This window comes from Syntrophales bacterium (assembly GCA_026417625.1).
Taxonomy (GTDB): Bacteria; Desulfobacterota; Syntrophia; order Syntrophales; family UBA8958; genus JAOACW01.
Window position 1 is genome coordinate 43,121 of the sequence record JAOACW010000007.1, and the last position, 23,559, is coordinate 66,679.

33 protein-coding genes are annotated in these 23,559 nt (G+C 41.5%); 3 read left to right on the forward strand and 30 right to left on the reverse strand.

The genetic code is table 11. The annotated features are described in order from the left end of the window. Positions 1 to 2 precede the first annotated feature (2 nt). The 3 genes from fliS (at position 3) to N2317_06065 (ending at position 1,324) form a co-directional block, all read left to right on the forward strand. Positions 3 to 464, forward strand: a complete 462-nt coding sequence (gene fliS, locus N2317_06055; protein ID MCX7817054.1) for a flagellar export chaperone FliS — start codon at positions 3 to 5, stop codon at positions 462 to 464. A 6-nt stretch (positions 465 to 470) separates the two neighbouring features. After that, entirely contained in the window at positions 471 to 890 is a 420-nt protein-coding gene (locus tag N2317_06060; protein ID MCX7817055.1) for a hypothetical protein, read from the forward strand. Positions 891 to 982: 92 nt separating this feature from the next. After that, complete coding sequence (locus tag N2317_06065; GenBank protein ID MCX7817056.1) at positions 983 to 1,324, forward strand: flagellar protein FlaG; 342 nt, start codon at positions 983 to 985, stop codon at positions 1,322 to 1,324. A gap of 3 nt (positions 1,325 to 1,327) precedes the next feature. Here the strand turns inward: N2317_06065 and fliW are convergent, their stop codons facing one another. The 30 genes from fliW to fliM all read right to left on the reverse strand — a co-directional run bounded on the left by fliW (position 1,328) and on the right by fliM (position 23,542). After that, a complete protein-coding gene (gene fliW, locus N2317_06070; protein ID MCX7817057.1) occupies positions 1,328 to 1,837 on the reverse strand; it encodes a flagellar assembly protein FliW in 510 nt (169 codons plus the stop codon). Further along, positions 1,834 to 2,070, reverse strand: a complete 237-nt coding sequence (gene csrA / locus N2317_06075) for a carbon storage regulator CsrA (protein ID MCX7817058.1) — start codon at positions 2,068 to 2,070, stop codon at positions 1,834 to 1,836. Before csrA ends, fliW begins: the two co-directional genes overlap by 4 nt. 26 nt (positions 2,071 to 2,096) lie before the next feature. Then, positions 2,097 to 3,293, reverse strand: a complete 1,197-nt coding sequence (gene flgL / locus N2317_06080; GenBank protein MCX7817059.1) for a flagellar hook-associated protein FlgL — start codon at positions 3,291 to 3,293, stop codon at positions 2,097 to 2,099. A 12-nt stretch (positions 3,294 to 3,305) separates the two neighbouring features. Next, entirely contained in the window at positions 3,306 to 4,709 is a 1,404-nt protein-coding gene (gene flgK / locus N2317_06085) for a flagellar hook-associated protein FlgK (protein MCX7817060.1), read from the reverse strand. Positions 4,710 to 4,712: 3 nt separating this feature from the next. Further along, positions 4,713 to 5,201 (reverse strand): flagellar protein FlgN, encoded by a 489-nt coding sequence (locus N2317_06090; GenBank protein ID MCX7817061.1) that lies wholly within the window; start codon positions 5,199 to 5,201, stop codon positions 4,713 to 4,715. 156 nt (positions 5,202 to 5,357) lie between these two features. Next, a complete protein-coding gene (flgM, locus tag N2317_06095; GenBank protein ID MCX7817062.1) occupies positions 5,358 to 5,669 on the reverse strand; it encodes a flagellar biosynthesis anti-sigma factor FlgM in 312 nt (103 codons plus the stop codon). 65 nt (positions 5,670 to 5,734) lie between these two features. Beyond that, on the reverse strand, positions 5,735 to 6,058 hold the full coding sequence (locus N2317_06100; GenBank protein ID MCX7817063.1) for a rod-binding protein: 324 nt from the start codon (positions 6,056 to 6,058) through the stop codon (positions 5,735 to 5,737). Then, positions 6,058 to 7,248, reverse strand: a complete 1,191-nt coding sequence (locus N2317_06105; GenBank protein MCX7817064.1) for a flagellar basal body P-ring protein FlgI — start codon at positions 7,246 to 7,248, stop codon at positions 6,058 to 6,060. Before N2317_06105 ends, N2317_06100 begins: the two co-directional genes overlap by 1 nt. A gap of 26 nt (positions 7,249 to 7,274) precedes the next feature. Further along, complete coding sequence (locus tag N2317_06110; protein ID MCX7817065.1) at positions 7,275 to 7,979, reverse strand: flagellar basal body L-ring protein FlgH; 705 nt, start codon at positions 7,977 to 7,979, stop codon at positions 7,275 to 7,277. Then, positions 7,960 to 8,598, reverse strand: a complete 639-nt coding sequence (gene flgA / locus N2317_06115; GenBank protein ID MCX7817066.1) for a flagellar basal body P-ring formation chaperone FlgA — start codon at positions 8,596 to 8,598, stop codon at positions 7,960 to 7,962. Before flgA ends, N2317_06110 begins: the two co-directional genes overlap by 20 nt. A 37-nt stretch (positions 8,599 to 8,635) precedes the next feature. Further along, the gene (gene flgG, locus N2317_06120; protein ID MCX7817067.1) at positions 8,636 to 9,421 is read right to left on the reverse strand and encodes a flagellar basal-body rod protein FlgG; all 786 of its coding nucleotides are present in this window, start codon (positions 9,419 to 9,421) and stop codon (positions 8,636 to 8,638) included. 12 nt (positions 9,422 to 9,433) lie between these two features. Continuing rightward, positions 9,434 to 10,126: a flagellar hook basal-body protein gene (locus N2317_06125; protein MCX7817068.1), complete on the reverse strand. Its 693-nt coding sequence runs from the start codon at positions 10,124 to 10,126 to the stop codon at positions 9,434 to 9,436. 145 nt (positions 10,127 to 10,271) lie between these two features. Then, a complete protein-coding gene (locus tag N2317_06130; protein MCX7817069.1) occupies positions 10,272 to 10,562 on the reverse strand; it encodes an EscU/YscU/HrcU family type III secretion system export apparatus switch protein in 291 nt (96 codons plus the stop codon). A gap of 8 nt (positions 10,563 to 10,570) precedes the next feature. Then, positions 10,571 to 11,719, reverse strand: coding sequence for a hypothetical protein (locus N2317_06135; GenBank protein MCX7817070.1), 1,149 nt, complete (start codon positions 11,717 to 11,719; stop codon positions 10,571 to 10,573). Next, positions 11,716 to 12,180, reverse strand: coding sequence for a hypothetical protein (locus N2317_06140; protein MCX7817071.1), 465 nt, complete (start codon positions 12,178 to 12,180; stop codon positions 11,716 to 11,718). Before N2317_06140 ends, N2317_06135 begins: the two co-directional genes overlap by 4 nt. A 1-nt stretch (position 12,181) precedes the next feature. Then, on the reverse strand, positions 12,182 to 12,496 hold the full coding sequence (locus N2317_06145; protein ID MCX7817072.1) for a hypothetical protein: 315 nt from the start codon (positions 12,494 to 12,496) through the stop codon (positions 12,182 to 12,184). A gap of 65 nt (positions 12,497 to 12,561) precedes the next feature. After that, complete coding sequence (locus N2317_06150; protein MCX7817073.1) at positions 12,562 to 13,302, reverse strand: hypothetical protein; 741 nt, start codon at positions 13,300 to 13,302, stop codon at positions 12,562 to 12,564. A 10-nt stretch (positions 13,303 to 13,312) separates the two neighbouring features. Beyond that, entirely contained in the window at positions 13,313 to 13,861 is a 549-nt protein-coding gene (locus N2317_06155; protein ID MCX7817074.1) for a flagellar basal body-associated FliL family protein, read from the reverse strand. A gap of 9 nt (positions 13,862 to 13,870) precedes the next feature. Continuing rightward, positions 13,871 to 14,602 (reverse strand): FliA/WhiG family RNA polymerase sigma factor, encoded by a 732-nt coding sequence (locus N2317_06160; GenBank protein MCX7817075.1) that lies wholly within the window; start codon positions 14,600 to 14,602, stop codon positions 13,871 to 13,873. Then, complete coding sequence (locus N2317_06165) at positions 14,589 to 15,476, reverse strand: MinD/ParA family protein (GenBank protein ID MCX7817076.1); 888 nt, start codon at positions 15,474 to 15,476, stop codon at positions 14,589 to 14,591. Before N2317_06165 ends, N2317_06160 begins: the two co-directional genes overlap by 14 nt. 14 nt (positions 15,477 to 15,490) lie before the next feature. After that, a complete protein-coding gene (locus N2317_06170) occupies positions 15,491 to 15,976 on the reverse strand; it encodes a hypothetical protein (GenBank protein MCX7817077.1) in 486 nt (161 codons plus the stop codon). Then, entirely contained in the window at positions 15,976 to 16,644 is a 669-nt protein-coding gene (locus tag N2317_06175) for a hypothetical protein (GenBank protein ID MCX7817078.1), read from the reverse strand. The genes N2317_06170 and N2317_06175 overlap by 1 nt, the downstream gene beginning before the upstream one ends. A gap of 1 nt (position 16,645) precedes the next feature. Next, positions 16,646 to 18,721, reverse strand: coding sequence for a flagellar biosynthesis protein FlhA (gene flhA, locus N2317_06180; protein ID MCX7817079.1), 2,076 nt, complete (start codon positions 18,719 to 18,721; stop codon positions 16,646 to 16,648). Between the two features lie 2 nt (positions 18,722 to 18,723). After that, on the reverse strand, positions 18,724 to 19,794 hold the full coding sequence (gene flhB, locus N2317_06185; protein ID MCX7817080.1) for a flagellar biosynthesis protein FlhB: 1,071 nt from the start codon (positions 19,792 to 19,794) through the stop codon (positions 18,724 to 18,726). 37 nt (positions 19,795 to 19,831) lie between these two features. Further along, the gene (gene fliR, locus N2317_06190) at positions 19,832 to 20,611 is read right to left on the reverse strand and encodes a flagellar biosynthetic protein FliR (GenBank protein MCX7817081.1); all 780 of its coding nucleotides are present in this window, start codon (positions 20,609 to 20,611) and stop codon (positions 19,832 to 19,834) included. A gap of 39 nt (positions 20,612 to 20,650) precedes the next feature. Then, a complete protein-coding gene (fliQ, locus tag N2317_06195; protein MCX7817082.1) occupies positions 20,651 to 20,920 on the reverse strand; it encodes a flagellar biosynthesis protein FliQ in 270 nt (89 codons plus the stop codon). A gap of 19 nt (positions 20,921 to 20,939) precedes the next feature. Then, a complete protein-coding gene (gene fliP, locus N2317_06200) occupies positions 20,940 to 21,713 on the reverse strand; it encodes a flagellar type III secretion system pore protein FliP (protein MCX7817083.1) in 774 nt (257 codons plus the stop codon). Then, on the reverse strand, positions 21,710 to 22,105 hold the full coding sequence (gene fliO, locus N2317_06205) for a flagellar biosynthetic protein FliO (GenBank protein ID MCX7817084.1): 396 nt from the start codon (positions 22,103 to 22,105) through the stop codon (positions 21,710 to 21,712). The genes fliP and fliO overlap by 4 nt, the downstream gene beginning before the upstream one ends. Positions 22,106 to 22,114: 9 nt before the next feature. Continuing rightward, positions 22,115 to 22,522, reverse strand: a complete 408-nt coding sequence (fliN, locus tag N2317_06210; GenBank protein ID MCX7817085.1) for a flagellar motor switch protein FliN — start codon at positions 22,520 to 22,522, stop codon at positions 22,115 to 22,117. 39 nt (positions 22,523 to 22,561) lie between these two features. Next, complete coding sequence (fliM, locus tag N2317_06215; protein ID MCX7817086.1) at positions 22,562 to 23,542, reverse strand: flagellar motor switch protein FliM; 981 nt, start codon at positions 23,540 to 23,542, stop codon at positions 22,562 to 22,564. Between the last annotated feature and the right edge of the window lie 17 nt (positions 23,543 to 23,559).

Genomic DNA, 23,559 nt, shown 5'->3' on the forward strand with positions numbered 1-23,559 from the left:
CTATGTACAGAGAGGCTTTTAAATCTTACGAAAAAGCTAAACAAACCACCACCGATCCCTTAAGGTTGGTGGTAATGTGCTATAGTGCTGCTATAGAGAACTTAAAAGAAGCAAAAGTGGCCTATGAAGCAGGTAACTATATTAAGAAGGCTCAAGCTTTACAAAAAACATTGGACATTATCTATTTGCTCGACAGTGCATTAGATATGAAAAGCGGGGGTCATATAGCTGCTAACCTGCGAAGTCTTTACCATTTCATCATAAAAACACTCGTCAATGCTGATCTTAAAAAGGATATTGCTATGATTGAAAGAGTTATCTCTATATTATCTGATCTGGAATCGGCATGGATTGCCATTGAAAATAACAAAAGCACAGCAAAAGAGGCACATCCCAGTAGCGAAGAGCTCAAAATAGATTCAAAAGCCCTTCAAAGTACGCTCTTACATGCATGGAGCGCATAAATTAAAATGAACCAGATTAAAGCCTTGGAGCTACTCGAAAGAAAGCTCAAAATTTATAATCTTTTATACCTCACCATGCAAAATCTCCATATCTTTTTGAAGAACAAAAACCCCCAAAAAGTTAATGAATGTATAATGAAATGTGAAAAACTAATGGAACTCATAAATTCCATTGACAAAAAACAGGATAAGTATCGAGAATTCGAGATCTTGCAAATCAAGAAAGAAACAGCAAATTTACTGGCTAAAATGAAAGCGATATTACAGCAAATAATTCATGAAAAAGAAAAGTGCATCGAATTCATGAACGACTACCTGAGAACCTTGAACTTAGAAGCTGTAGAGATTACTAAGAAAAAAGAATTACTAAAAAAATTGAAGAATGAAGAAAAATTAACTCCCCTCTATTTAGATGTCAAACTTTAGTCTATATTGAATCTAGTGCATTAAATCTCAAGTTTATTTTCTGAGCTGCCGATTTATATGATGCAAGGATATGGTAAGGAGGTGACCATCACTTGAAGGTAGAACCTGCAGATTTAATATCTACGTTTATGTTGGGCAAAGAAACGCTTACTCTCACAACCTCAGGTAAGGAAAACAACACCAGCCAACATGGAATGACAAGCGCTTCCAAAAACGAAATCTCCCGACTCGTAGAAAAAATGCAAACTTATCTTCAAAACATGAACATATCCATAAATTTCACAACATATGGAGAGAAAAACGAAAGAATAGCGATCCTTGTTGTAGAAAAGGAAACGGGGAAAGTGATCCGCGAAATACCCCCAGAAGAACTCCAGAGACTCTACCAAAGGATGTGTGAACTCTCAGGCCTCCTGTATAACGGTAAAATTTGAAAGTCACCCTGCAATGTAACCAGCATGAACAATCCTCTCCATGATTGTGTCTTCTATCAGATGATTTGAACTTAAAATTTCGTCTTTATGATCAATAAGGTCATATTGAACAGGGTAATCTTCTTCTTCTATTATCAATTGAGCTCCAAAACGTTTTGATACGTTTATTACAAGGGGAGCCTTAAGATTCGCCGTAATTCGCAAGGGATTCAATCGAACCGTTACAATGGAGAACAGTGCCACATCTTCAATTTTTTCTATCTGCAGAAATTCCAAATCGGTTTCCTTCAGAAATGGGTCATAAGTCCTTTTGATAATCTGAGGATTGACAACAACAAAGGCTAAAGCCGCATTATCGATAGATTGCAACCACATAAATGGTGCATCCTTCTCGTGAGACTTTAATAGGATAAAACGCCTCCACTTTTCAAATCCCAGTATGGGACCCTTAAAAAAAATTATCTTATCCTCTTCAATTTCTATACTTCCGAAACGGGTAGTTAAAACATTCACTTTACTTCCCCCTTCTCAATTTTTCCCACTATATCGGCAAGTGACATAACTGTAAGTGCGGCTGCTTCATTCTGTTCTTGAATCATTCTATATATCTCCTCCCTATAAACGGGTACGTTCTTTGGTGCTTTTATCCCCAACCGCACTGCGCTTCCTCTTATTTCCAAAACCGTAACTTGTATACTGTCACCTATATTTACTTTCTCACCAGTTTTCCTCGTTAGGACGAGCATAAAACTTACTTCCCCTGGAAGCCATTTCACTCAAGATACGGCATAATGTTTATCTCCTGTATACGCGAGGCCGCATAGTAACATGCCTTAAGCGCCAATTCTTTCATAGACAATTGAGTGGCCAGCTGAACCACATCGGCATCTTGAATATCGCTAATCATCTTACTGACTTCCAACCTGATCTGATCAAGGCTGCTCTTTGCAATCTCCAATCTATTCATCTTGGCCCCACAGCTCGCAATGGCAATGTTGACTTGATTCTGCGCGGCTCCCAGATCTGGAAGTAGTTCTGAAAGCCGTTTTTCATCGTTTTCCTCAAGAGCTGTCTTAATATCTGCCAAAAGCTTGAAAACTTCTACTTTACCCCCGCCCTGTTTGGTAAAAACCTCTGCTCCAGAAATACTGTAACTGAATTTGGCATTTTTACTCACAGCTATACACTGTTCTTCTAGATCACCTCGGAAATTACCAGGTGCATACGCACGTACATAAAACGTATCTCCTTCTGCGAACTCTCCTGGTTCAAAAATGAGAACCAATCCTTCCCCAAGATCAATTCCATCACTCAATTCACCAGGTGCGCTCTCTTCGGACCACGTCTTTCCACCATCGGTGGATAGCTTATACGTTGCTTCTTCCTCATTACCACCGTGGACAATCCTTACAACTATCGTTCTATTTTTTACACCCGTAAAAGCACCTGTTACCGATAGGCTTCCGGTGTATTTATTATCCTTTGCCCCAACAGGAGTATCTACATAAGCTTCACTCCAACCCCCTACAAAAGGGACAGTGTCATCCCGGGAACCACCAAATATATACCTATCCCCCAACTTCGCATTTGCCAGGGACAATATTTCCCCATATACCTCTTGAATCTCTTGAGCAGCAATTCTTCTGCTAGTGCTGTTCGCTGTGGCCGAAACTTGAGACATAACAATCTCTGACACCCGGGTTAATAGGTCACTTATGCTTGAAAGCTTTGACTCTGTCTCTTTTAACCATGTATTAGCATTATTGATACTCCGCGAGTACATATCGACGTCATTTTCAGTTTGTTTCAAATCAAGCAACTGAGAAGCCCCGAGAGGGTTATCAGAAATTTTGTTAATCTCTTTGAGACTTGAAAGCTTAGCCATAACATTATTGTATCTTTCGTTTGCGTAAAAAATATTGTCTAAAATCGTGAAGTATTTCATGCTATCCGTAACACGAAGTGCCATATGAACCTCCTCTTACTTAACAAGCTCCAGCAAATTTTCCATTAAATCATTTGCAGTTTGACAGAGTTTACCTGCCGCACGATAAGCCAGTTGAAATTTGACGAGATTTATCATCTCTTCATCAAGCGAAACACCGGCTATACTCTCTTTCTGTTGCTTCAACTGCTCATACACTGTTCTATGGTAATCCACACTACGTGCCGCCTGGCTTATATCCCTAGCTATCTCACCAATAAAAGACGCGTAGTAACTCCCAATCGTCTCTATTCCATTGCTCATTATAAGCTTATCCTTGAGAGCTGCAACTTCCCCCGCTTTTTCCCCATTACCGTTGACGGTAGAAGATGCCACAATTTTACCTCGATCACCAACAATTTCAGGATTCAACATAATATCCCGTGCATAGGATTCAGAACCTGAGGTGCGAAGTACAAAGAAACAAATACCAGGATTTCCGTACTGGTCGTATCCACTTACGTGGATTTCATTTACGGATTTCATGAACCCCTTAACCATCTCATCCAGTTTGTCCCTATAATCCTCAAGTTTATCGTCCCTCACCATTATAAGTCCCCCCAATCTCCCCCGCTCACCACGCGTCAGAAAGGAATTCAAAACAGTTTGGTTGGCGTTACTCAAATACACATCATGGAAGGTGGATGAACTGTTCTTAACCAACCTCAAGTCATAATTAGTTACACCATCCACAATTGCCTCACCATCTGGCAGGTAAATATTCAAGGCGTTGTTTTCATCGACAATATAGTGGCAATCCAAGAGTTCGCTCAGTTTCAGAAGAAGCTTTGAACGCTCGTCTAAAAGACGATTTGCCTCACCCGATTCGCCCGATATTTGCCCTATGCGTGTATTAAGATATGCGATCTCGGAGGTAAGATTATTTATTTCCGAGATCACATCTTTAATGGTGTTGTCAATACTTACCTGAATATTATAAATCTGATCGGCAAAAAAGTTAAACTGATCCGCAAGGCTTTGAGAGATGGCAATAATTGCATGCCGCTCGACCTGTCCTGTTGGATTAGAGGCTAAATCTGACCACGCCCTCCAGAATTCATTCAGAGCATCACTTAACTTACCACCTGAAACTTCATTGAACACCGTTTCGACTTTCTTCAATATATCGTTCCTCGCCTCACAGTAACCAAGTCGCTGAATCTGCTGAGCGCTTTGAAGTTCTGTAAAGCTATCAAACATCCGCTGGATCTTTGTAATCTCCACACTCAGCTGAGCTGAAGCAGCCCCAGCCTGAACATTTCCAGTTGCCGTAAACACAGGCACCTGACGGGAGTAACCCTCTGTGTTCACATTGGCTATATTTCCACCCGTAACATCAATGGCTAACTGATTGGCAAAAAGGGCATTTCTCGTTACGTTAAGTATTGTGCTTATTGACATCGCTCATCCTTCCCTATTGATCACACAACCTGGCCGACTGTTAAGTATAACTTTGCCCCCCTTTGCATAAATTAAGTGGGGACTCATCAAATTCTGAAGGTACAAAAGCCAATCCCTGAGGTACGAAATGGCAGATTCTATCAACTCTTTGTTGGCTAAATTCAGCGAATGAACTCTTGAACACTGATCTTTTAACTCCTTTATCAAGGAGAAAACCCTATCATCATTAACCAAGTCACTCTCAGATGAATCATGTAAACCCACGTTACGGGATGAACCACTCTTGTGAAATAACAACTTTAGTTCCCCTTTCCCCTCCCACAACAACGCGATCTCACGCACAATTCTCTCTTTTTCTTTTATTACTGATATCATATCATCCAGAGAAGCCTTTATTATGGCCTTTCTTTCATTTACCAGGACTTCCTCAAGATTCCTGTAAAGTTCTAACGTAAGAATTAAAATCGTCTTTAAACTCTCTTTCTCACCCATGATAGATCTCGTAAAAATTTAAGTAACCTCGTTTTCTATTTAATTAAGCAATTAACATACCATGTTAAATTCTTGTATTTTTCCAAAAAAAACGGCCTTATATAAGGCCGTATACATCTGCAGCTCGGAAAATTTTTCCTACCTTGGTCGGATAACTCAGGCAAAAATGTCTATCAAATTCTCGCCCACTATTTTTCTCGCCAGATCTTCAGCAGGAACTTTGTATTCACCGCTCTCTATCTTCTCTCGCATTTTTTTGACCAAATCATCTCGCACTTCAGGTTGGGACTCTATTAACTTCTTCATCTCATTGAATTCTTTTGCCCTATCAGAAAGACTAACTCTTTCTTCAGGCAAAGGGTAGGCACCGACTTGCTCTTTTTTCTCGGAGGCACCTGCTACTGATTCGTTTTTGTGATACCTCTGTACTGCATCAGGTACAATCTCTTTATAGTCTCCTATCTTCATGGCCGTACCTTCAATGACCTTGTTATTGTTCTTAACACAATTATCGGTTAATCCAAAAGAAAACTTTACTTCCTTAAGCGATCTTTTTTACCCGTATTCGACACAAGGTGATCGTAAAGTATATTCTGAATACCCAACCCACCGTTTCGTTGAGCTATACTTTCTGCAATACTTTGATCCATAACCATATACCACGTATCTGTAATAACCCCCTGACTGAATACACCCCCCCTTGGAACGGTCCGCCTCATTGTCTTCAACATCTGGTAAATGAGGAGTGCCTCAAAATCAGCACAGGCTCTTTTCAAACGCTTCTCATTGTTGCTTTGTTGATTCTCAAAAGCTATTCCTTGATTTGAAACACCGTCAATTTTACCAAATGGCTTCATCAAATCACCCTAAGTTCAGCCTGTAACGCCCCTGCAGCTTTAATTGCCTGTAGTATTGTTATTAGATCACGGGGAGAAACCCCAATAGCATTAAGAGACTGCACTATGTCCCGGATGCTCACACCCTCTTGAATAAGGTGCAACTGTCTCTTTTCTTCATACACTTTAACGTCAGTGTCTTTGGTAACCACGGTTTGTCCCCCTGGAGCCACAATTGTGCCACTCTTCCCTTCATAGGAAGGCTGAGTCGCCTGTTCCGGAGGTCTTGGTGAAAAAGGCAACGGCTGTGAAACCCGCATACTTTCCTTAATGGTTATACTAAGATTACCATGGGCAATAGCCACAGTGGAAACTCTTACGTTCTCCCCCATAACTACTGTCCCGGTTTTTTCGTTTATTACGACAACAGCAGGCTGGCTTACAGGAATGTCGATATTTTCCAGATCGGAAATAACTTCCATTATCTTCTTCTGTACACCTTCAAGCAATGTAATAAGGACAGTCCCCGAATCCTTCGGCTGGGCATAAACCCTATCGGACATTAATGCATTTATGCGGTGAGCCATATCTTTAACAGTGGTAAAATCAGGATTGTAGAGGTTAATTGTGAACGTGTTCACCTTCGTGAAATCTAGAGGAACCTCTCTTTCCACAAGAGCACCGTTAGGCACTACACCCACGTTCGTTTGATTTTTGGTCACTGACGCTGTTGCACCCCCTGCGGTAAAACCTCCGATAAAAACCGGCCCCTGGCAAACAGCATACACTTCTCCATCCGGCGCTCTAAGTGGTGTCATGATAAGTGTCCCACCCTGTAGACTTGTAGCATCCCCAAGGGAGGAAACCGTACAATCCAAGCGCGTCCCATTCTTTGCGAAAGGGGGGAGATTCGCAGTAACTATCACAGCTGCCGTATTTTTTGATTTTATACTCTCCATACGTTCTTTAACGGAAAGTCCCTGTCTGCTTAACATGTTGGCGATAGTTTCCCTTGTGAAACCATTTTTGACATCGTCGCCTGTCCCCATCAAACCAACTACTAGTCCGTAACCAACAAGTTGATTGGACCTCACCCCACCAATACCCGCTATGTCCTTTATGCGTGCACTATAACAAACTGAGATTGAAAAAAATTCCGCTATAATTGCAACAATCAAAACTTTAGAAACAAAAGAACCAACAGATTTCATAAAATTAGCACGCCCCCATCAGTAGGCTAGAAAGGCCATATCCAGTCAAGGATACGTGTACCCCATCCCGGTCGCATCTTATCATTAATAACACCAGAACCTGTAAATACTATCCGCGCATCAGAAATACTTGTTGAATACACATAATTTTCAGCTGTAACGTCCTGTGGACGAACAATACCGGTTATTATAAGGTACTGATCCTCTGCATTTATCGTTATTTGCTTACGTCCCTCAATTAACAGATTTCCGTTTTCCAGCACCTTAACAACCCTACCAGTTACCACAGCCTTCAACGTACTTCCCCTGCTCGTGTCTCCGCTTCCTTTAAGAGAATTCGTGGATTCCCCACCCACCGAGATGGAACTTCCCATATTGGGGTTTCGCTTTAAAATTGAGGTATCTATACCTAGAAGCGCTGAGATTGAGGTACCAGTAGTAGTTGTTCTGCTGGTATTTGTCGTAGCCCTGTTCTGTCCCAGAGACGATTCTTCTATTACAATTGTTATTGTATCATTGACGTAACGAGCCTTGTTATCGGTGAAAAGCATATTCCTATTATTTTCGCCAACCCACAAGGAACCTTGAGCTGGTTGAACACTCGGTGCATGTTTTGCTTCAGGAAAGGCATTGTAATGTTCCGGTTTCACGCTGTACCTTTCCGCACACCCACAGATAAACAGCATAGAAACAATAAATATCAAAACCCCTCTAATAATCAATAACAACATGGTTCTCACCTACCACCCTTGCATATACAATCCGATTAGAAGACATGTTTCTAACCTTCACTATCGCATCTCTCATGCCGTCCTCTTCACAGATGGCCACTGTATCTATCTGTATCGACCCTCTATCGAGCTGAAGTTTAACCACCTTTCCTTTTCTCACAAGGATAGGTTCCTTTAAAACGTCCTGCGTAATTTCTACACCCTTTGCAACAGGTGCAACAAGCACTCTCCCTACGACCTGATCAACAGAGGACACAAGCTTCGGATTTAAATGATAAACCCACTTACTTTTAACTTCTACATCCTCAGCCTGCAGAATCCTATTTCTACCAAGGGACTCCCTGGCAACTACAACCGGCCTATTCACAGCAACACGAACTGGAACCACAATGTTTTTTTTCATACCTTTAGAAGTTTCCAAAGTGACATTGAAAGAAAGATTTCCTATAAACTCTCCACTTCCGATCCTTTCCACATAAATAATCACCTTTTCCCCTACAGGCAATTTCCTCGCCCAAGCATTTTCCAAGAATTCAATATGCACATCTTCCTTCGCCCATGGGATACCTCCTTCAATGTATTGACGCACAACCTGTCTTATAGATCTTTCATCCACCATCTGGGTTTTGTGGAGTTCAGAGGCACCCAATTGATGACTAGCGTTTAAGGTTATTAACAATGCCCAACATAGAATCAGCAGTTTGTATCGACTTTGAATTGATCTCATAGTTACGCTGCCCCACAATCATTTTGACCATTTCTTCGATAACATTAACGTTAGACATTTCGAGGAAGAATTGATTTATATAGCCTCTACCCTCTGTGCCGGGATTTCCCACAAGGGCATCCCCAGAGGCATCCGTTTTATCAAAGAGATTCCTTCCTAGACTAGTAAGACCTGCGGGATTGACAAAACGTGCTATCTGAATCTGACCTACCTGCGTTATGTTACCTGCCTGATCCGTGACTGAAACAACCCCTGTCTTGTCTACCGTTATAACGAGAGCGGTACTGGGGATGTTTATTGTGGGTACCAATAAAAGCCCTTCTGAGTTAACGATATTACCATCCTTGTTTAGTTTAAAACTACCCGCCCTAGTATAAACCGTTTTGCCAGTACCGTCATCAACCTGAAAGAATCCCTCTCCCTCTATAGCCCAGTCAAGGGAATTACCCGTTTGAACAAAATCACCTTGAGTAAATATCTTCTGGGTAGAGACAGCCTTCACACCCATACCGATCTCCATTCCTGCTGGTAGCTGGTTACCCGTTGCCGAAGTTGAGCCGGCCTTTGTCAAAACTTGATACATAAGATCTTGAAAATTGGCCCTCGACCTTTTGAAACCGACTGTATTTATGTTTGCAAGATTATTGGCAATAACATCCTGCTCAATCTGCTGTGCTGTCATTCCAGTAGCTGCCGTGTAAAGAGATCTAATCATGATGCCTCCTTTCTACGCAATGCGACCAATGCGGCTTGTGGATAATTTGTCTCCATCATTTATCGTTTGAATCAATCTCTGATATGTTTCCATTAACCTGTGGAGTTCGATCATGTTCACCATTTCTCGTATTACATTCACATTGGAAAATTCTAGGTAGCGTTGCCTCACATTGTGATGTTTTTCTACCTGCTCCGGAGATTCCTCTGATCTAAAGTAACCGTTGACATCTCGCGACAGTTTGTTTAAATTTTTAAACGTTACAATGGACAACTGACCAACGGGATTACCATCAACAACCAACGTACCATCTGAACTCACATCCACATTGCTTCCCTGAATTCTCAGAGGACCCGAGATCCCCATCACACGATCACCCCATTGAGTAACAAGATAACCCTCATGATCAATTGTAAAATCTCCCCTCCTTGTGTATCGGAGTCCCTCTGCTGTCTGCACAACAAAAAAACCTTCTCCCGATAAGGCAAAATCGAAAAGATTACCCGTAAACTGAACAGAGCCTTGACGAAAATCAATAACCGTTTTCTCATCAAACATTTTACTTTCTTTACCCGATTCATAAACGATACAATCCTGCTTAAAACCGGTGGTTGCTGCATTTGCGAGGTTGTTAGAAACAACATCCATACGCTTCATCACCCGTTCAGCAAAATGAGATACCTGAACCACATCGTTTATCATCATCTACCTCAAAAATTCTTTTTTGTGATTTTATTTTGCAATTGATGTGCCAATAATTTATCTCACTCAACAGAGTGAAATTTCAGCTAAGTTTGCAAAATAGATTTCAACGTGCGTAGAAAGTTAAGGAAGGAATTTTTTTCCCGAGTCAATTATTTGGCAGATTTTCCCTTTTTTTCTCGTTTAGTCGATAAACAAAAGCCAAAATTTCTGCGATCGCACGGTAAAGTTCTGAAGGAATCTCCTCTTCCAGTTCCAGCCGGCACAGCACTTGAACAAGCCAGGGATCTTCTTTTATTGGTATTCCATGCTCCCGAGCAAGTGCGATTATTTTTTCAGCGACAAAACCACGGCCTTTTGCGACTACGCGTGGGGCTCTGTCCCTTTGTGCATCATAAGCAACAGCAGCGGCAAGGAGTTTCTCGGACCTTTTCTTCATTCTCTGACCTATGCGAAAACACTCAACGTTTCCAGATTATTTACAAATAGTCTACTTCTGTAATCCGTAATCATCCTTTTAAAATCAGCTTCGTATGTGCACGTAAAATAATTAACTATGAATCCGGCATCAATCAAAAGATCTTTCAATTTTGGCAACTGTTCTGAAATCTCAAAATGTGTGGATTTTTCACAACAACAAATATGACAATCCATACTCTTACCCTTTATCCACACTTCGACAAATATCTCACCCAACATATCGGGATTAAGCAACATAACAAAGTGATACGTTCTTTCGTTGGTGGATTCACTCTGTATCCATCTTTCTATATACAGGTCCTGTTGTAGTATTCCACCTGGAATCATCACTGGTATGGGAAAGTAATACGGATCACCGTACTGCTCAGCTACGACATTTAAAATCTGTAGTGTTTCTATCGATTCAACCGCTTCCTGTACTTTTTTGCAGAATTGCTCAATAAACATCCTTTCTAAACAGTCATCCGTACTCTCCATTAAGTTCCTCAATACCTGCAGAAGTTCCAAATATGCACCCTTTAATCCCGCCCTCTCTCTGATTTTCGAATCAGACCTGTTATCATGGAGAGTTTTCAACAAACCACTTTCAAAGATAAGCCCCATGTGCTTAACATATCCACTAATATCAGGTGATCCTTCACCACCTCTAACGAAAGAAAATAAAATCCTCTTCAAGAAATGATTAACCCTCTCAACATGTTTGGTAACAACCTCTCGAGTGTATGGAGAGACATCTCTTAGTGCATCAATACATTTAAAGAATTCCATCAATGAATGTGTGAATCGCTGGGGATTGGACCGATGTAGCAGCAAATAATACTTGATACCAGAGTCAGACTCTTTCGTAGAGAGAATTTCCAATTCTATACGAGGGAAAACATTTTTAACACGCAACAGAAGACTACTGCCTGCCTCAACATGTGTTTCTGTTCTTACTGTAAGAAGATTTCTATTACCTATCTGCAAAACCACAGCATCGCCATTTTTTTTCAAAACATAAGCCTCAAATACGGCACCGGGTCTAAAGATTTCCCTCAGAATCATCTCACTTTGGACCCCACCCATAAAAGCGCCTTGACTACGTAACAACTCTGGTGGTTTTACGTTGAAATTCATTCTTTCTGAGAACTTCTGAACCTTATGATATTATTGAGGAGGTCTAATTCGCCGGCCGTTAAATTAAGTTCCCTCGCTATATCTTTAAGTTCGTGCCCCATCTCTAACAACTTTAAAGCTTTACCGTATCTCTCCCGTTCCACTTCCTCATCTTCTCTATTCGACGGAAGGCTGTACATCTTCTCCGCTTTTTCAACAATTTCATGGAGGCGTTTCTCTCGCTCATCAAGTGATGTGGCAATAGTCTGTAGTTCCCTTTTGCCCTCATCCAATTTTGCCATAAACTCGGAGGCAAAAGTCTGCGATTCATCCATCAAACGCTTAAGTTCAACAAAATCAGCCTGAGAGACTACTAACTGCTCTTTTTCCTTGGAGCGTATAGTCCGAAAAAGCAACATCAAAACAGCAAGGAGGAAAACATCTATAAGTAGTTGAATAATCTGCAAGGTGATCAACGTCATTTCACACCTTAATGTCAATGTGATCCTTTTTAGTCCGTGGAAGCTCACCCCCACTTTTTTTCTCCTCTCCCTTATCCTTTCCACTACCCTTCTCTCTCTTATGACTGCCACCACCGCCTTCGTAGCGATCCACTTGAAAACTTAGAGGCTGTTCTTCAGGTGTAAATTTTACAGTCTCCCGCTGTTTCTTTCTTTCCACATCAAACTGATGGGCAAAGTGGCGCTGTTGCACATCAGAGTACTGCTGCTGAATATTCTGCACTTTCTCAGCTATGTGCAACTGTGTTATAGCTTGTTGAGTATCTATAGGTTTCACCGCTTCTACTTAAGAAATGAATTTACCGTCTATGCTATAATAATCGGTTACGGTTCTTCTTTTTTTTAACTTTCAAACCAAATTTCCACAACCTGAGTTCCATCCTCTACCCTACAAGATGTATTGCACCCAATAAGCTGTAAAAGTTTTATTATATCCTTAACCGGAACGAGACAATCATCCCCCACATCCGCATTTTCATTATTAAGGCTGCCATTGGAAACAAAGGGATAATACACCTTCAGTCCTACACGATTCCCCTCTCTTAACGTTGAAATTTTCAACTTCTTATCTTGTGTTTTTTCGATGTCCCTAATAGCGTTATGCAAAATTGCCCATATACAAACAGAAAGAAACGCCGGTATAGTCCTCAAAGTTGGAAGATCATCCTCCAAAGTAAATTCCTTCACCACCTGGTGTTTGAATTTTAGGTAATTCTCAGCAAAACTAAGCTCCGTTTTCAAAAAATCAGTTAACGAAATCGTAACCTCCTCAGGGTAGTGCAAATATTGGAATTTAGTACCCACAACCTCAAACATCCTGTGAAAACGCTCTGATTCATCGTTCATTATTTCAACGTCTCTGATTAATCTACTAAGAAGTTCACCACAATGATTCATAACATCGGGGTGATTCTCTTCGATTAGAGCTACAAGTTGTTGAATCCTTCTACTCATTATCTGTGCCCGCCCCATGATACCATTCAATGGATTAGCAAAGTTATGAATGATACCTGGTATCAGCTCACTCACAATCGTTGACTTGAAATCCTCTTCCAGCTTTTTGTAAATATTCTGCGCCTCCATGGTCTTCCTCTTATGAGATTACCAGAAATTTTGTTATGTATATATCACGCACACAACTCATTCCTATCATCCTATTGACGTTATCTTTAAGCTTCTTTTTCAACGTTTTCCTGACAAACGTATTGGAGATTAAATCATCCTTCTCATCATCAAGAGTCTGATATATAATTTTTCTTATCTCCTCCAGTTTTCCTAAAACAAGTTCCCTTCTCCCATCATCAACCTCCAAGGTGAAACTGCACGACAAAATATATTGTCGATCTCTAATATCCTTAACAGATACGAGCAAATCATCAACACTAAAATGCTCCACCTTCGGAACTGAGTTATCAAATTCTAGTGAAACTCCAGTCCTTTCTTTTAAATTCTCTGAGAAGTTTCTAAAATACCACCAGCTCCCTCCTGCGACAATCAAAAATAAAACAACAAACGATAGTATGATATATGAACCCCACAACTTCTCTTTAAAAGAGATCTGCTCTTTAGAAGGTGAATCCGTTATTTCGACTTGACTTTCAGGTATCTCGTAAAGATCTAGTTTAGCTTTTCTCTTTGCCATACACCCTCTCTAAACAGACACTGTCTCCCGAAGATGTAATAGGTGTGATCGCAATCTTATGATTGCCTGTGAATGGATTTGACAGACCCGTGATTCTGTAATTTTAAGAACAGCTCCTATTTCTTTCATCGTCATCTCTTCATAATAATACAAAGACAAAACAATCCTCTCTTTCTCAGGCAGACTATCAATAGCATTTTTCAACAATCTCCTGAGTTCCTCAGACTCAAGCAGATCAAGAGGATTCTCCCTGTCGAGATAGTTGAGCCACTCTTCATCAACGTGAAAATCAATGTAATCAGAAGACAAATCCTCAGCACTTAAAAGAGTCACTAACTTTGCCTCATCCAGCAACTCATAATACTCCTCAATTGATAAACCAAGATGAACAGAAATCTCCTCTTCTGTAGGTTCCCTTTTCAGTGTTTGTCTTAGGTGATTGATAGCTTTTTCAACCTTTTGCTCTTTATGTCTAACAGACCGAGGTATCCAATCGTTTGCCCTAAGCTCATCTAGCACCGCACCTCGAATACGAAACTTTGCAAAAACATCGAAAGGAACATTCTTGGATTCATCAAATTTATCTAAAGCAGACATAAGACCAATTATCCCAGCATTAACAAGAGATTCCTTATCTGCGAGGTCCATAGGCAATCTCGCAGTCATCCTGTTCACTATGGTTTTAACCATAGGTGCATACTGAAGTATGAGTTTTTCCCTCGTCTGTTTATCGATACTCATGTCCTACAAAAGCTTCATTGAAGAAGGAGAGAAGCCCTTCGTCATCATACTCCACCGTCTCAGTACATATTTTTTCAGCAATCTCCTGCAAACACCTGCTTGCCGGCGAATGGGGAAAGATTTCCACAAGTGCTTTCTGTCTCTTAACAGCTTCTTTGAAGTTATCGTCAACAACTATATACCCAAGAAAATCCACATGAACGCTGAGAAAATGATCGGTTACTTTCTGTAAGCGTTTGAAGACGTCTTTGGCTTCCGCAACGTTCCTAACCATGTTTATAATAATCCTGAACTTCTTCCTTGAGTAGTTTTGATACATAACTTTCATAAGTGCGTAGGCATCAGTAAGCGAGGCGGGTTCAGGAGTTGCAACAACTATAATCTCTTTTGCTGTCATGTTAAAATATGTAACATTACCTGATATACCCGCAGCCGTATCGATAAGTAGAAAATCAGGGCGCTCACGCATAGCATTCAACTCATCGATCAGGGCAAGTTTATAGCCACTGGACAAATCAGCCATCTCTGCGATACCTGATGAGGCGGGCAGTATCATCAGTCTACCTGGTCCCCGGATAAGAATTTCCTCGATGGTTTTCTCCCCTCTTAGGAGGTGGAAAAGATTGTATTTAGGCGTCAAACCTAAAATTATATCAATATTGGCAAGTCCCATATCCGCATCAAGTATCATTACTTTACGGTTTAACCGATCAAGAACATATGCAAGATTTGCAGTAATATTGGTCTTTCCCACTCCTCCTTTTCCACTCGTAATGGCGATTACTCTTATAGGTTTCCTTCTAATCTCCGTCCTTTTTTTCTTATGCTCGCCTTTACCGTCTACTACGTTCCTAAATGATGTTGACTGGTCCACAGTAGCTAACTCCTTCAGTGAATGTGATTTCGGGTAATCAATCGGGCAACAAACTCCGAAGACACCCTGTGGATATCCTGAGGTACGTTCTGGCCGTTTGTTATGTACTCAATAGGTTTTCTTACTCTCTCAATAACATCCAAAAGAGAACCGAAACGCTGACACTCATCCACTTTGGTAAATATTAGGTGATCGTAATCCAGCAGACTAAAATTACTCGATACTCTCATGAGGTGTTCCCTATCCGAGGTAGCACTCAGAAGGAGATACACGTTTACAGAGTTACACGCCTTTAACATCTCGCGAAGGCGATTCAGATATGAAGAATCATGGGATGGTCTCCCCGCGGTATCCACCAGAATCACATCTTTATCTGCAAAGTCTTCAAGAGACTTTTTTAACCCCTTTACATCCTCAACTATACGGATAGGCACGCCTAAAATCTTCGCATAAATCTTTAGTTGTTCCCCAGCAGCTATTCGATAGGTATCCGTTGAGATCAGTGCTGTTTTCTTTCCTTCGTCAATGTGAAAGCGTGCAGCAAGCTTGGCACTGTCGTTGTCTTACCCACACCAGGTGGCCCAACAAAAACCTTTATCCTTTCTGTTTTCTTAACCGGTTCTTTTACAACTACACCTTCGACCACTCGTTCTACGATACGCAATATATCGTCCATATTTTTTGCTCCACTGAATGAAGGATCACTTTGGGCCTGACAAATAATCCGAATAGCCTGCGGTTTTGAAATACCATTTCTCAACAAAACACGGAAAACGCTTCCCAACAGATCATTATCGTAAAAAGGGTGCATTACATTAAAAAACTCGAACAGTGCATCAATCCTATCACGGAGATCATGTAGATCCCTGCGAACGTCCCATCTGTTTTCTAAACGGAAAAGTGCCTCTTTCAACTCCGTTATATCGTCTTCCAAACCATCAAGACGTCTTGCAAATTTCTTTTTGTCGGTGACTTCTAAGTACCCATTATCGGGCATGGCAATTTTTGAATCTTTCTCATAATCCACGGCTGCAATTACTTCTATAATCCGAGGATTGGTGCCCTTTAACGTTTTAGTAGAGATAATGATAGCCTCAGGCCCAAGCTCCTTTTTTATCATGTTAAGTGCTTCCTGAATGCTCGTCACTTCGTACCGCTTGACCTTCATTCTACAACTCCACCAAACCGAAAGAATTCACGTTTGCTTCCCTTGAGATCTCGTTGTGAGCTAAAACTACAAAGTTGGGATAAAACCGCTCTAGAAGTTTCCTAAATTGCCCCCGTATGTGAGGTGAACACAGCAACACAGGATGTTGCCCTTTGGACATAAAAACTGCAGCCACATCTTTCAGCTGTTGCATAATTCGGTTCACTATCTTGGGATCTAAATTAACAAATGACTCATATTCGGTATGTTGTATGGACTGCTGGATGACTTCCTCCAAGTCCGGTGAAAGCATAACTACATTTACGTTACCTTCAGAATCCATGTGCTGCCTTGTTATAAACCTTGAAAGCCCCTGCCTTACATATCCTGTTAGGATATCGATATTTTTTGTCAAAGGAACATAATCGGCCAAAATTTCTATGATCGTCATAAGATCACGGATAGGTACTCTTTCTTTAAGAAGCCGTTGTAGAACCTTCTGGAGGATGTTTAATGGGACAACGTTCGGCACAAGATCGTCAACAACCTTTCCATATGTCCGAGAAAGATTATCCAACAAGGAATACACTTCTTTTCGTGTCACGAGCTCTTCAATATTGTTTTTTATCACCTCACTCAGATGAGTAATGAGAACCGTTGCTGGATCAACAACTACCGCCCCCATAGATTGAGCACGTTCTTTTTCCCTTTCCGGTACCCAGAAGGCCGGAAGACCAAATGCTGGTTCTCTCGTTGGAACACCCGGCACTGTCTTTTCCTTAAAACCCTCAGGAACTATAGCCAAGAAATATCCTGGCATTAGCTCACCACGCGCAACTTCTGTACCTTTAAGGTATATGGCGTATTCATTTGGGTTTAACTGAAGATCATCCCTTATATGAATGGCGGGGATAACAAAACCGAGTTCCTGTGCAAGCTGTCTTCTCAAAGCCTTTATTCTCCCCAGTAGTTCACCACCCTGGGCGGTATCCACCAAATAAATCAAACCATAACCGACCTCCAGACCCAAAGGATCAGGTGGTGAGAGGGCATCTAAAGCTGTTTCAACAGGAGATGGTGCCGATTCCTGCTTGATCTCTTCCGCTGGTTTCCTTGACGTTAGGGTATACGCAATAGTAGCAGCAAGCATCGCCACTGCTATAAACGCCACTTTTGGCATACCGGGAACTAAAGCAAAAATAAATACAAAAAATGCGGATAGAGCGAATATCTTCGGGTTGGAAAAAATCTGATCCTTTATTTCGTTACTGAGCTCCGCTGCCGCCGAACTGCGAGTCACTAGAATACCAGCTGAAGTTGAAATGATGAGAGCCGGAATCTGAGTGACCAAACCATCTCCAATGGTCAGGATTGTGTATGTATGAGCAGCATCCGCAATGGTCATGCCTTTTTGGAGTACACCAATGATAAGACCACCGACAATATTCACCAGAACAATTATAATACCCGCTATTGCATCACCCCGCACAAATTTACTCGCACCGTCCATAGCACCATAGAAGTTGGCCTCCAGCTCAATGTCCCGTCTACGTTTTCTTGCCTCTTCCTCGTTAATTAACCCCGCATTAAGGTCAGCATCAATACTCATCTGTTTACCAGGCATAGAATCGAGGGTGAACCTAGCTGCAACCTCGGCGATTCGAGTGGCGCCTTTCGTTATGACAACAAAGTTTATGAGAACAAGAACAGCGAAAACTATAAAACCGATAACGTAATTGCCTCCAACCACAAACGTTCCAAAAGCCTTTATAACTTGACCTGCAGCATCCGTTCCCTGATTACCGTTCAACAAGATGAGTCGAGTAGAAGCCACATTAAGGGAAAGTCTTGCCAGAGTTGCAATGAGGAGAATAGAAGGAAAAACAGAGAAATCAAGAGGTTTCAACACCGACATGGTCATTAGAAGAATAGCTATGGACACCGCAATGTTCGTAGACAGAAGAAGATCGAGAACGAGGGGAGGTATTGGAACAATCATAACCGTCAGAATACCGACAACCCCCAAAGCCAGTGCAAAACTGCTACTCCGGAAAATATCTGATAAAAGATTTTCACTGTTAGTGTAAATATTTGCCATAATTACAGCGTCCTATTCTTCAAACGATAAACGTAAGCCAGTATTTCTGCTACAGCCTTATAAAGATTCTCCGGAATGACTTCACCAACGTCCACCAGTCTATACAATACCTGTGCCACAACTCTATCTTCAACAATGGGAACATCATACTCCTTGGCAATCTCTTTGATTCGTTCCGCCAAGTAGCCTGCCCCTTTCGCAACCACTACAGGAGCAAGTGTCATTTCAGGATCATACTTCAAGGCTACGGCCACATGCGTAGGATTCGTTATGACGACATCCGCTTTCGGCACAGCTGCCATCATCCTTCGCCGCGTTATCTCAAGTTGCATACGCTTTATCCTGCTCTTGACATGAGGATCTCCTTCTGTCTGTTTATACTCCTCCCTTACCTCTTGCTTTGTCATCATCAGATTTTTCTCAAACTCCCACCTTTGATAGGAGTAATCCAGGATCGCCAGAACAACGAGCAGAAAGCACACATTACCAAGAATGCGATAGGCATTTTCTCCAATGAAACGCGTAATTTGCCAGACACCCTTATTCATCAAAGGTAGAAAATTTCCCATCTCAGAACGGATTGTGAGATAAGCAACGAGAGCAATTACCACAATTTTCAAAGACCCTTTAGCGAGTTCAATCAATGATCTAAACCCAAAAAGCTGTCTTATTCCCCTTAAGGGGTTGATTTTGGAAAGATCTGGTATGAGAAGCACAGGGGAAAACAAGAAGCCCACCTGGATAAGGTTCACAATGAGTGCCACCAGAACCACAACAGCAAGAATGGGAAATACCAGGACAATAAACTGATACGACAAATCCATAAAAAGAGAAGTTACATTCTGGACGTTTATCTCCGTACGAGTTGAGTCCGTTAAAAGTCTGACTGTCAACTTCATAAGTTTTCGCGTTACCTCTTGAGCTTGAAAGTAAAAATAAACAAGCGCAGCACCCAGAATAGCAACTGAGGAAAGTTCCCTGCTTCGTGAAACTTGTCCCTTCTTATGAGCTTCTTCTCTTCGCTTTGGTGTTGCCTTTTCAGTTCGTTCCTGTCCCTGATCTCGTTCAGGCATGACACCCTATCCGTTTCATGACATTGCGTCAAATTATTTACATAATCTTGAGTAGGTTTAAGATTTCATAATCCAGCTTCGAAAATAAATGGGAGACGAAATCAACAAAAACAGAGGCACTTAGTCCCAAAACTAGCAAAGCAGAAACAACGTGGAGGGGATAACCAACAATAAATACATTTATTTGAGGTACTGTCCTCGCGATAACTGCCAGTGATATATTTATCAGCACCATCACAGAAAGAACCGGTGCACTCAGTTTCACAGCAACAACCAGGACATTTTTTGTATATAAAAGTAAATTGTTAAGAAGAAGAGGGGATAGATCCAAACCAAAGAAGGGTATGTAACGAAAACTTTCCGCAAGCCCAAACAGAAAAATGTGATGAGCATCAACTATTAGAAACACAAAAGCACCCATAAGATACAGGAACTCTGAGACCACAGTAATCTGCACATTGCTCAGGGGATCTAAGATATTAGACATATTGAAACCAATCTGAACTCCTATAATTTCCCCTGCAGATTGAATGGCTCCAAACAAACATCTCGCTGTAAATCCTAAGATTAAACCAATTATAATTTCGGTAGCCAGACCTATGGTAACATTCACTATGTTGGAAAAATAAGAGGGTGGCAATTTAACCGACAATGTGGGAAAAATGACAACAGCGATCAAAAAACTCGTTGCCGCTTTAACACGAAAGGGAACAGCACGATCTCCGAAAATGGGAATCGCCATTAGAATAAAGGTCGTCCTAAAAAAAACAAGCACAAAAAGGCCAATTTGTTCCTGCGAGAATAACGGAAAGTTCATATTCTGTTCTTACCTAGACAGAAAATGCCATTTAACCAATCAACGTATGTACATTGGTATGTTTTGAAAGAGTCTCGTTGTGAATGTGATTATTAGTTCCAATATCCACGGTAGTGCTGCAACGAGAGCTATCATACAAGCTACAATCTTAGGCACGAAAACTAGTGTTACTTCTTGAACCTGTGTTACGGCCTGGAGCAAACTGATAAAAACACCCACAACGAGTCCCACTATAAGTACAGGTGCTGCAGCGAAAAGTGTTATTCTTATTGTCTCTGCCATGATACCAATCACTAAATCTGAACTCATCTAACTCTCCCTTCAGCGACTAATGAAAACTACTAACAAGCGATCCCACGACGAGGTTCCAACCGTCAACGAGGACAAAAAGTAAAAGCTTGAAAGGCAGGCTGAGCATGATAGGTGGCAGCATCATCATACCCATGGATAGAAGAATGCTAGCAACAAACATATCAATGATGAAGAAAGGAAGGTATATGAGAAAACCTATCTGAAAAGCTGTTTTGAGCTCACTTATAACAAATGCAGGTATTATAACGTTTAAAGGTAAATCTTCTGGCTTAGATGGTCTTTTCTCCTGAGCAATGCGCACGAATAGAGCCAGATCCTTTTCCCTCGTCTGTTTCAGCATAAAGGATTTGATAGGTGGTGTTGCTTTGCTCATTGCCTCCTGGCCCGTTATCTCTTCATTAAAATAGGGCCGTAACGCATCATTATAAACCTGGTTCCAGACAGGGGTCATAATAAAAAGGGTGAGAAAGAGGGAAAGCCCAATAATGATTTGATTGGGGGGTATCTGCTGGGTTCCAAGGGCATGACGCAAAAGTGAAAGAACCACCACTATTCGCGTAAATGAGGTTAACAGAAGCAAAATGGCTGGCGCAAGCGAAAGAACGGTAAGTACAAATATAAGCTGCAGCGCTGTTAATGCTCTTGAGGGCGAATCCACCGCTCCACCAATACTCAAACTCACATTGGGAATTGGCAGCGGTTCGGCATATCCCTGCGTTAAAGTAAACAGAAGAATAACGCACATCAGGGAAACAGAAAAAGTATATTTTCTTATCGAACAGATCATCATTGACCAACTAACCTTCTTCTCAGATCACTAATCCACAACTGAAAGCTGAAAGAACTGAGTTTTGGGGTTTTAGATGCATACTGGGTTTCGTAATTCTTCGCCTGTTTCAATTTAGAAATTGTCTCGCTATCGGTAATCTCGTCAATCAATGTAATGTTATTACCCGACACTCCCAAAACATATATTCTGTTGAAAACGTCAACGACCATAATTGCCGTCTTAGGATCCAGATACCTCACTGTAATAACATTTATACTCCCTCCAGGCGCAAACCCCATTTGTCCCTGCTTGCCCAACTTCCTCAACAGGTAAACCGCACCAAGCATAATTCCCAGAACGAGGGAAAGGGCAAACAGCATCTTTAAAAAAGAAATGATGTAGTAAGAATCCATAGTCCACTCTCACCCCAGCTTTGTGACACGCTCCGTGGGAGAAATTATGTCTGTCAATCGGACACCAAACTTTTCATTGACAACAACCACTTCTCCCCGTGCTATTAGGCGGTTGTTAACATAGATATCCATTGGTTCCCCCGCTAGCTTTGTAAGTTCAATAACTGACCCTTGACCTAACTGGAGGAGTTCACTTATCAGAATCCTCGTGCGGCCCAGCTCCACAGTCAAATTTAAGGGAATATCTAGTATGAATTTCAGATCCAGGTTCCCCTTAACTGTTTCATCCTTTGCCATCTCTTCAAAAACTACGGGTTTAACTTCCACTTGTGAGGTAGTTTTCGACTGATTGAGCTCTTCCTGAACATCATCCCACGTTAACGCATCTTCTTTCTTTTTTTTATCCTCCTGTTCCATCTCCCTTAAAAGGGCATCGATTTCACTTTGGTCCATCGTTCACACCTCTTCTGTTGAAATAATCTGCTTTATGCAAACGGCCTGATTTCCTTTGTAGACACCCGCAAATCCTAAAAATTTTTTTACACCTTCCACATATATCACGAGAGGATCTGAGGCGGATTGATCAAGCTGTATTACATCGCCTTTTTGAAGTTGTACTACATCTCCAGCATTAATCTGAGTGGAGCCCAGCTCGACGATCAACTCCACCTCCGTACGCATGAGGTGCTTCTTGAAGCGCTCCATTATGCTGTTATCAACTTCAAGATGCTCACTTTGAAGCCCGGAATGAAGTTTCTCCTTTATCGGTTCCAGTGCAGCGTACGGAATACACAGAGTCATGATCCCGGTTGAATACTCAACCTCTATTTCAAAATTGATAACTATTACTAGATCCGTGCGAGAGGCTATTTGGGCAAACTGAGGATTCATTTCGGAGTGCTGGTAGGTGAATGAAACATCCGCCAAGTTTTTCCATGTCTTTTCCATATCGGATAGGGCACTGATTACAACCCGCCTAATGATGTTATTTTCTATCGCCGTGAATTCCCTGCCCTCCACACGGTAGGTGTTCCTTCCGTCCCCACCAAAAAGAATATCAATCAACATAAAGATAAGCTTAGCTTCCACAACAAACAAGCCCGTTGCCCTGAAAGGCTCCATACGGAATAGATGAAGACTTGTGGGAACTGGTAAGGTTTTTAGGAATTCACCAAATTTCATTACCTCGATGGATATGGTCCCAACACTCGCCACCTTTCTCAATAACGAAGATAAAGTAGTTCTAAATTGGCGGGCAAATTTATCATTAACCATCTCCAAAGTAGGCATTCGCCCACGGATGATCCTGTCTTGACTCGTAAGGTCGTAGGGTATAACCCCTGATTGCTCAGGGATTTCCACCTCGGTTTCAATTTCACCATCCGTTATCCCTCTAAGTAGGGCGTCAACCTCTTCCTGCGTAAGTATCTTACTCATCGAAGCAACCGGGCTTG

Excerpts from the sequence above, each read along its gene's own strand:
- N2317_06105 (MCX7817064.1), bottom strand. The coding sequence starts at position 7,248 with ATGAAATCTGTTGGTTCTTTTGTTTCTAAAGTTTTGATTGTTGCAATT.
- N2317_06140 (MCX7817071.1), bottom strand. The coding sequence starts at position 12,180 with ATGACGTTGATCACCTTGCAGATTATTCAACTACTTATAGATGTTTTC.
- N2317_06090 (MCX7817061.1), bottom strand. The coding sequence starts at position 5,201 with ATGGGTGAGAAAGAGAGTTTAAAGACGATTTTAATTCTTACGTTAGAA.
- N2317_06110 (MCX7817065.1), bottom strand. The coding sequence starts at position 7,979 with ATGTTGTTATTGATTATTAGAGGGGTTTTGATATTTATTGTTTCTATG.
- csrA (MCX7817058.1), bottom strand. The coding sequence starts at position 2,070 with ATGCTCGTCCTAACGAGGAAAACTGGTGAGAAAGTAAATATAGGTGAC.
- fliO (MCX7817084.1), bottom strand. The coding sequence starts at position 22,105 with ATGGATTCTTACTACATCATTTCTTTTTTAAAGATGCTGTTTGCCCTT.
- N2317_06150 (MCX7817073.1), bottom strand. The coding sequence starts at position 13,302 with ATGGAGGCGCAGAATATTTACAAAAAGCTGGAAGAGGATTTCAAGTCA.
- N2317_06135 (MCX7817070.1), bottom strand. The coding sequence starts at position 11,719 with ATGAATTTCAACGTAAAACCACCAGAGTTGTTACGTAGTCAAGGCGCT.
- flhA (MCX7817079.1), bottom strand. The coding sequence starts at position 18,721 with ATGGCAAATATTTACACTAACAGTGAAAATCTTTTATCAGATATTTTC.
- flgG (MCX7817067.1), bottom strand. The coding sequence starts at position 9,421 with ATGATTAGATCTCTTTACACGGCAGCTACTGGAATGACAGCACAGCAG.
- N2317_06160 (MCX7817075.1), bottom strand. The coding sequence starts at position 14,602 with ATGAGTATCGATAAACAGACGAGGGAAAAACTCATACTTCAGTATGCA.
- fliS (MCX7817054.1), top strand. The coding sequence starts at position 3 with ATGTACAGAGAGGCTTTTAAATCTTACGAAAAAGCTAAACAAACCACC.
- flgK (MCX7817060.1), bottom strand. The coding sequence starts at position 4,709 with ATGTCAATAAGCACAATACTTAACGTAACGAGAAATGCCCTTTTTGCC.
- N2317_06125 (MCX7817068.1), bottom strand. The coding sequence starts at position 10,126 with ATGATGATAAACGATGTGGTTCAGGTATCTCATTTTGCTGAACGGGTG.
- flgA (MCX7817066.1), bottom strand. The coding sequence starts at position 8,598 with ATGGTGGATGAAAGATCTATAAGACAGGTTGTGCGTCAATACATTGAA.
- flgM (MCX7817062.1), bottom strand. The coding sequence starts at position 5,669 with ATGAAGATAGGAGACTATAAAGAGATTGTACCTGATGCAGTACAGAGG.
- N2317_06130 (MCX7817069.1), bottom strand. The coding sequence starts at position 10,562 with ATGAAGAAAAGGTCCGAGAAACTCCTTGCCGCTGCTGTTGCTTATGAT.
- N2317_06175 (MCX7817078.1), bottom strand. The coding sequence starts at position 16,644 with ATGAAGGTCAAGCGGTACGAAGTGACGAGCATTCAGGAAGCACTTAAC.
- fliR (MCX7817081.1), bottom strand. The coding sequence starts at position 20,611 with ATGAACTTTCCGTTATTCTCGCAGGAACAAATTGGCCTTTTTGTGCTT.
- fliM (MCX7817086.1), bottom strand. The coding sequence starts at position 23,542 with ATGAGTAAGATACTTACGCAGGAAGAGGTTGACGCCCTACTTAGAGGG.
- N2317_06100 (MCX7817063.1), bottom strand. The coding sequence starts at position 6,058 with ATGAAGCCATTTGGTAAAATTGACGGTGTTTCAAATCAAGGAATAGCT.
- flgL (MCX7817059.1), bottom strand. The coding sequence starts at position 3,293 with ATGGCACTTCGTGTTACGGATAGCATGAAATACTTCACGATTTTAGAC.
- fliP (MCX7817083.1), bottom strand. The coding sequence starts at position 21,713 with ATGATGATCTGTTCGATAAGAAAATATACTTTTTCTGTTTCCCTGATG.
- fliN (MCX7817085.1), bottom strand. The coding sequence starts at position 22,522 with ATGGAACAGGAGGATAAAAAAAAGAAAGAAGATGCGTTAACGTGGGAT.
- flhB (MCX7817080.1), bottom strand. The coding sequence starts at position 19,794 with ATGCCTGAACGAGATCAGGGACAGGAACGAACTGAAAAGGCAACACCA.
- N2317_06060 (MCX7817055.1), top strand. The coding sequence starts at position 471 with ATGAACCAGATTAAAGCCTTGGAGCTACTCGAAAGAAAGCTCAAAATT.
- fliQ (MCX7817082.1), bottom strand. The coding sequence starts at position 20,920 with ATGAGTTCAGATTTAGTGATTGGTATCATGGCAGAGACAATAAGAATA.
- N2317_06155 (MCX7817074.1), bottom strand. The coding sequence starts at position 13,861 with ATGGCAAAGAGAAAAGCTAAACTAGATCTTTACGAGATACCTGAAAGT.